Origin of the sequence: Tardiphaga sp. (assembly GCF_028290785.1) — a bacterium.
Taxonomy (GTDB): domain Bacteria; phylum Pseudomonadota; class Alphaproteobacteria; order Rhizobiales; family Xanthobacteraceae; genus Tardiphaga.
In genome coordinates this window covers 1-5,636 of the sequence record NZ_JAQGJD010000173.1, presented here as the reverse complement: position 1 = coordinate 5,636, position 5,636 = coordinate 1, and the positions used below count along the sequence as shown (strand labels likewise).

Annotated in this window: 5 protein-coding genes and 1 pseudogene; 3 read left to right on the top strand and 3 right to left on the bottom strand. The window is 64.5% G+C overall.

Annotation, left to right across the window (positions count from 1 at the left end; all coding sequences use genetic code 11):
- Together JWR89_RS10235 and JWR89_RS10230 are read left to right on the top strand one after the other, a co-directional pair.
- Window positions 1-150, top strand: a pseudogene (locus JWR89_RS10235) (Fe-S cluster assembly scaffold SufA); the annotation flags it as partial.
- Between the two features lie 217 nt (window positions 151-367).
- Entirely contained in the window at window positions 368-748 is a 381-nt protein-coding gene (locus tag JWR89_RS10230) for a TfoX/Sxy family protein (protein ID WP_299715200.1), read from the top strand.
- A gap of 131 nt (window positions 749-879) precedes the next feature.
- Here the strand turns inward: JWR89_RS10230 and JWR89_RS10225 are convergent, their stop codons facing one another.
- From JWR89_RS10225 to JWR89_RS10215, 3 genes are all read right to left on the bottom strand, one after another.
- Window positions 880-1,950: a GGDEF domain-containing protein gene (locus JWR89_RS10225; protein WP_299715198.1), complete on the bottom strand. Its 1,071-nt coding sequence runs from the start codon at window positions 1,948-1,950 to the stop codon at window positions 880-882.
- 127 nt (window positions 1,951-2,077) lie between these two features.
- Window positions 2,078-3,652 carry a DEAD/DEAH box helicase gene (locus tag JWR89_RS10220; RefSeq protein WP_299715195.1) on the bottom strand — a complete coding sequence of 525 codons (1,575 nt, stop codon included), beginning with the start codon at window positions 3,650-3,652 and terminating at the stop codon, window positions 2,078-2,080.
- A 398-nt stretch (window positions 3,653-4,050) separates the two neighbouring features.
- Entirely contained in the window at window positions 4,051-4,395 is a 345-nt protein-coding gene (locus tag JWR89_RS10215; protein WP_299715192.1) for a hypothetical protein, read from the bottom strand.
- 231 nt (window positions 4,396-4,626) lie between these two features.
- Between JWR89_RS10215 and JWR89_RS10210 the strand changes: the two genes are divergently transcribed.
- Window positions 4,627-5,636: caspase family protein (locus tag JWR89_RS10210; RefSeq protein WP_299715189.1), on the top strand; the 1,010-nt coding region annotated here is incomplete at its 3' end.

Below are 5,636 nucleotides of genomic sequence, written 5' to 3'. Positions count from 1 at the left end.
GAGCCGAAGGCCGTGCTGTTCCTGCTCGGCACCGAGATGGACTACAAGTCCGACAAGATGCAGTCGCAGTTTATCTTCAACAACCCGAACCAGACCGGCGCCTGCGGCTGCGGCGAGTCGGTGCAGCTGACGGCTGCCAAGTTGGACTGAGTTGGCGTTCTGAGGAAGATGCTCCTTGACGTAGCATCTTCGCAAACTCCGCCGTCATACTGAGGAGCCAAGCTTTTTGCGCGGCGTCTCGAAGGATGCGTGGCAAGCGCCGGTGTCTGTCGCCGCATCCTTCGAGGCTCGCCAACTGGCTCGCACCTCAGGATGACGGCAGGAGCATGGTGCTTTCGCAACCGCTCGACCCATCCTACACTTCCCCATGGACCGCGATTTCCTCATCGAACTGTTTGCCGGCTTCGGGCCTGTCGCGATCCGGCGGATGTTCTCCGGCTATGGCGTCTCCGCCGACGGCATCAACTTCGCGCTGGTGCTGCGCGGCGCGATCTATCTGCGCGCCGACGCGCCAAGCATTCCGCGATTCGAAGCCGAGGGCTGCGGGCCGTTTCAGTATGAGGCGAAGGGCAAGCTGCGGACGATCGGCTCATACTGGAAATTGCCGGAGCGATTGTATGACGAACCCGACGAAGTGACCGACTGGGCGCGTGTTGCATATGCGGCAGCGGGCAGAGCAGCGTTGGCGAAGCAGGGCAAGGTGAAGCGGGTCGGGAAAAGCCCCAAAAAGCGACCAAGAAAAACGTAACGAAGGCCGCGGCATTTCAGCCGTCATTGCGAGCGAAGCGAAGCAATCCAGAAAGCAACAAAGCGAAGGCTGGATTGCTTCGTCGCAAGGGCTCCTCGCAATGACGGCCAGAAATTAATGTGACTTCCGAGTTACGCCACCTGGATCTGAGTGATCTCCGCAGAATATTCCGGATCGACTTCGCAGATCACGCGGTTGCGGCCGTTGCGTTTGGCGGCGTAGAGACAGGCGTCGGCGCGACCGATCAGCGAGTCCATGTCGTCGCCAGCCTGCAGCATCGAGACGCCAATCGAGATGGTGACGCGGCCTAAAATCTCGCCGGTGGATTTCTTCTTCAGTTCTTTCGACATCACCGCGCGGCGGAGGTGATCGGCGACCGTGAGCGCCTGGCGCAGCGATGTGTTCGGCAGCACCACCGCGAATTCCTCGCCGCCGTAGCGCGCGGTGATGTCCTGCCCCTTGATGGTCTGCTTCAGCGACTGGCCGACCAGGCGCAGCACCTGGTCGCCGGTGAGGTGGCCGTAATTGTCATTGAAGGATTTGAAATGGTCGATGTCCAGCATCAGCAACGACAGCGGTTCGCTGGCATTGACGGCGGCCTGGATCGCGCCGACCAGCGCGCGGTCGAAATACTTGCGGTTGCCGAGCGCGGTGAGGGGGTCGGTGAGGCTCTCGGCGCGGATCGCCTCGAGGCTTTGCTGCAGGTTGCTGACTTCGCTCTTCGAGCAGTGTAGCCGCTCCTCCAGCGCCTTGTTGGTGTCGTGGACCTCGCGGGTCGATTTCACGAGGCTCTCGATCACGAGCTTGACCTGGGCGCGGTCCTTGGCCAATCCGAGCGTGTGGCTGGCGCCGACCAGGCTTTCGTTGAAGTTGACCGCCATCTCCAGCGCATCGGTGATCAGCGCCATCACGTCGTCGATCTCGCCGATGACGCGGGCGCCGACCTGATCGATGCGATCGGTGGTGCGGACCTGAGACAAGTAGGTGTCGTGGAGCTGGTCCAGGTCGGCCTCGGTCAGCCTGCCGTTACGCGCCAGGGTCTCGTTGATGACCTTGTTGAGCGCGGAATTGTATCCGGTCGCGTAGACGTACCAGATCTCGTAATTGCGCGGAATGGCGGTCTGGCGCAGCGATTTGATCTGCCCGAGCGCGATCTCGGCGAAGGCCAAGGTTCGTTCTTGTTCGTCCAAAATTCCGGTCACGTTCTGTGTCCTCGCCGGCGGCATAAACGCTCTACCGGTAGTTGATCGCGAAATGATTAAAATATCGCAATCAAGCTACGGCGAAAGCATTAACGCCCGGTAAGTGACAGAGAGTTGCGCCGCTACATTAAACGCGGACCCGCACTGGACGCAGCAAGAATGCCGGCAAATGCGAGTGATCGGCGGGTTCGGAGGCTTCCTCGCGGCGCGGGCGCGGCGCTTCGGCGCGGCCGATCGATGGCGTGCGGGAAGCCGGCGGCGCCACCGGCGGCGTGAAGGCGGCCTCTGCAACCTGAGGCTGCGCGACGGGAGTGGTGTTGCGCTCGCGATCGCCGCCACCTGCACGGCGGGGTTCGCGCTCGCGGCGCGGCTTGCGGTCGCCCGAAGCTTCCCGGTTACCGGACGCTTCCCGGTTGCCCGAGCCCTCACGCTTGCCGCCGCGTGAATGGTCGCGGCCACGTCCGCCGCCGCGCGGCTGCTCGGCATTGGCTTCGCGGTTGCCGGTGCGCTGGCGGGCCGGGCGCGGAGCCTCAGCGCCGTCGGCAGGTGCGGCGCCTTCGATGGCTTCGCCGATCATCACACCGCTCTCGGCGTGGGGAATCGGTTGGCCGATCAGTTTCTCGATGGCGGCGATGGATTTGACGTCGGAAGGTGCGACCAGCGAGATCGCAGTGCCGGTACGCCCGGCGCGGCCGGTGCGACCGATCCGATGCACGTAGTCATCGGGATGATGCGGCACGTCGAAATTGAAGACGTGGCTGACGGCGGGAATGTCGAGGCCGCGGGCGGCGACGTCGGAAGCCACCAGGATCGGCAATTCGCCCTTTCGGAACTGGTCGAGCGCCGCGGTGCGGGCCGACTGCTCCATGTCGCCGTGCAGCGCGCCGACGCTGAAGCCGTGCTTCTCGAGCGACTTCGCCAGCAGGGCGACTTCGCGTTTGCGGTTGCAGAAGATGATCGCGTTGTTGAGGTCGGTGGCACCGCGCATCAGGGCCCGGAGGGCCTCGCGCTTCTCGTGCGGCTCGCGGCCGACGGCGACCTGGGACTGGCTCACGGTGATCGCGGTGGAAGCCGGCTTGGAGACTTCGATCTTGACGGGGTTGTGCAGGAAGGTCTCGGTGATGCGGCGGATTTCGGTGGGCATCGTCGCCGTGAAGAACAGCGTCTGGCGGGTAAAGGGCACCAGCTTGCAGATGCGTTCGATGTCGGGGATGAAGCCCATGTCGAGCATGCGGTCGGCTTCGTCGATCACCAGCAGTTCGACGCCGGTGAGCAGCAGGCCGCCGCGTTCGGTGTGGTCGAGCAGGCGGCCGGGGGTGGCGATCAGAACATCGACGCCGCGGGTCAGCTTGGTGTCCTGGTCGCCGAATGAGACGCCGCCGATCAAGAGAGCGACGTTGAGTTTCTGGCCGACGCCGTATTTGTCGAACTGCTCCTTCACCTGGGCGGCGAGTTCGCGGGTCGGCTCCAGAATGAGGGTGCGTGGCATGCGGGCGCGGGCGCGGCCCTTTTCCAGCATGGTCATCATCGGGAGAACGAAGGCCGCGGTCTTGCCGGTGCCGGTCTGGGCGATGCCGAGCACGTCGCGACGCGCCAGCACGTGGGGAATCGCCTGCTCCTGAATGGGGGTAGGGGTGGTGTAGCCGGTGGCCGCGACTGCGGCGAGAACCTTGTCGGACAGGCCGAGATTGGAAAAGGACATTGAGCCTCTGTTATGGGGGCATGATCTCTGCCGAAAACCGGAAAGACCACTTTTCGGGACCATGCCTCTGGAAGAAACCGCCGCTTGGATTCACGGAAAACACTGTCGCGCTCAACCCCGGAGCGGCACGCTGAATTGCACGGGGATCGCAGGGCGCAGACAGGCGGCTTACTCGAGGTATCGCGTTTCGATACCGGGCCGCGTCGCAGCGGAAGATAGGCGGGAAACCGCCAAAGTCAATGCGGGAAACCGGATTTGCGCCGAAAAGCTGAACGTTTTCGGGGCAAATGACGGCAATTGGGCCGTCATTCTGGATCTGCCGTTACGGGTGGTGCTTTCCGCGACGGCGTTTGCGGCCGTGCTCTGCCGCGACGGTCGCACGGCCTCGCGGTTGCCACCTACTTGCCGTAGGTGCCGAGTTGGCGACCGAGGTCCTGCATCACGAACACGTTCATGCGCAGGTTCACCGGCGCGCCGCCCTGCGCCTTGGCATCGATTTCGTAGGTCGTGGGGTCGATCTGGCGGATGCCGACGATCTGGGTGATTTCCGTCGCGCCGGGCAGCTTGGGCGTTGCTGGTGCGGCGGGAGCCGCGCGAACCACCGGCTTGCGCGCCGCCTTGGCCGCTGGAGCCGCAGGCGCGGTCGGGGCGGCTTCGGGCGCGGCGTCCGGGGCAGGCGCCTGCGCCATGGCCATCGAGGCCGTCACAAGAAGAGCGGCGGCTGCCACTAGCGTTGATTTCACGATCATCTCTCCGTCGTCGTCAGGAGCGCGGCTTGACGCGCATGGTTGCAGAATTTATGGCCGATCGCGGCGACAAAGCCCAGAGTGCCAGCGGGCTGCGGCCATTACCTTTTGGAAAGGATCGCCATGAACCTGCACAAGCGCGGGTTCGACCAAGCCAGAGGATGGCCGTACAGTGCGGCAATGGTGATGGATGGGGGCATGATGATATCGCGGTGGACCCGGTGCGCGATGCAGCTGGGCATCGGAGCGGCGCTGATGGCGCTGGCGACGTCTGCGCACGCCGAGAAGCGCGTCGCGCTGGTGATCGGCAACAATGATTATCGCAACGTCCCCAAGCTGCAGAAGGCGGTCAACGACGCCCGCAGCATCGGCGACGCCCTGAAGCAACTCGGCTTCAGCGTGATGGTGGCGGAGAATCAGACGCGGCAGGCGTTCAGCCAGTCGCTGCTGGCGTTCGATGCCACGATCGAGAAGGGCGACACCGCGTTCTTCTTTTTCGCCGGCCACGGCTTCGAGATCGCCGGCCAGAATTATCTGCTGCCGACCGACGTGCCGGCGGCGACCGAGGGCCAGGAGGAGTTGGTGCGGGATTCCGCCGTGCTCGCCGACCGCATCGTGTCGCGGCTGCAGAACAAGGGCGCGCGGACCTCGATCCTGGTGTTCGATGCCTGCCGCAACAATCCGTTTGAACGCGCCGGCACCCGCGCGGTTGCCGGCTCGGGCGGACTGGCGCCGATGACGACGCTGCCCGAAGGCGTGTTCTCGATCTTCTCGGCGGGGCCGCGGCAGACGGCGCTCGACCGGCTTTCGGACAGGGACGACAATCCGAATTCGGTGTTCACCCGCGTCTTCGTCAAGGAGCTGCAGCAGCCATCGCTCAACCTGGTGCAGGTGGCGCAGCGCACCCGCCGCGTCGTCAGCGAGATGGCCGACACGGTGAAGCATCGCCAGGTGCCGGTGTATTTCGACCAGATGGTGGACGACGTCTTTCTCAGCGGCCCGGCGGTGGTGCGCGCTGATGTGACGACCGCCGCACCGCCGCAGCAACTTGCGGCGCTGCCGCCGCCGACTCCGATGCTGCCGCGCGTGCCCGACGCGGTGAATGCGCCGATTGCCAGCTTCTCGCGTCACAATGGCGGCTGGAGCGTCGTGTTCTCCATCGCCGATCCCACGCTGGGGATTTCCTGGCGGATCGGCGACGCCGGTGATTTTCGCGAGACCGGATTCATCGATACGCT

Bases quoted from the DNA above. Each gene is read 5' to 3' on its own strand.
- JWR89_RS10220 (WP_299715195.1), bottom strand. From the start codon at position 3,652: ATGTCCTTTTCCAATCTCGGCCTGTCCGACAAGGTTCTCGCCGCAGTC.
- JWR89_RS10230 (WP_299715200.1), top strand. From the start codon at position 368: ATGGACCGCGATTTCCTCATCGAACTGTTTGCCGGCTTCGGGCCTGTC.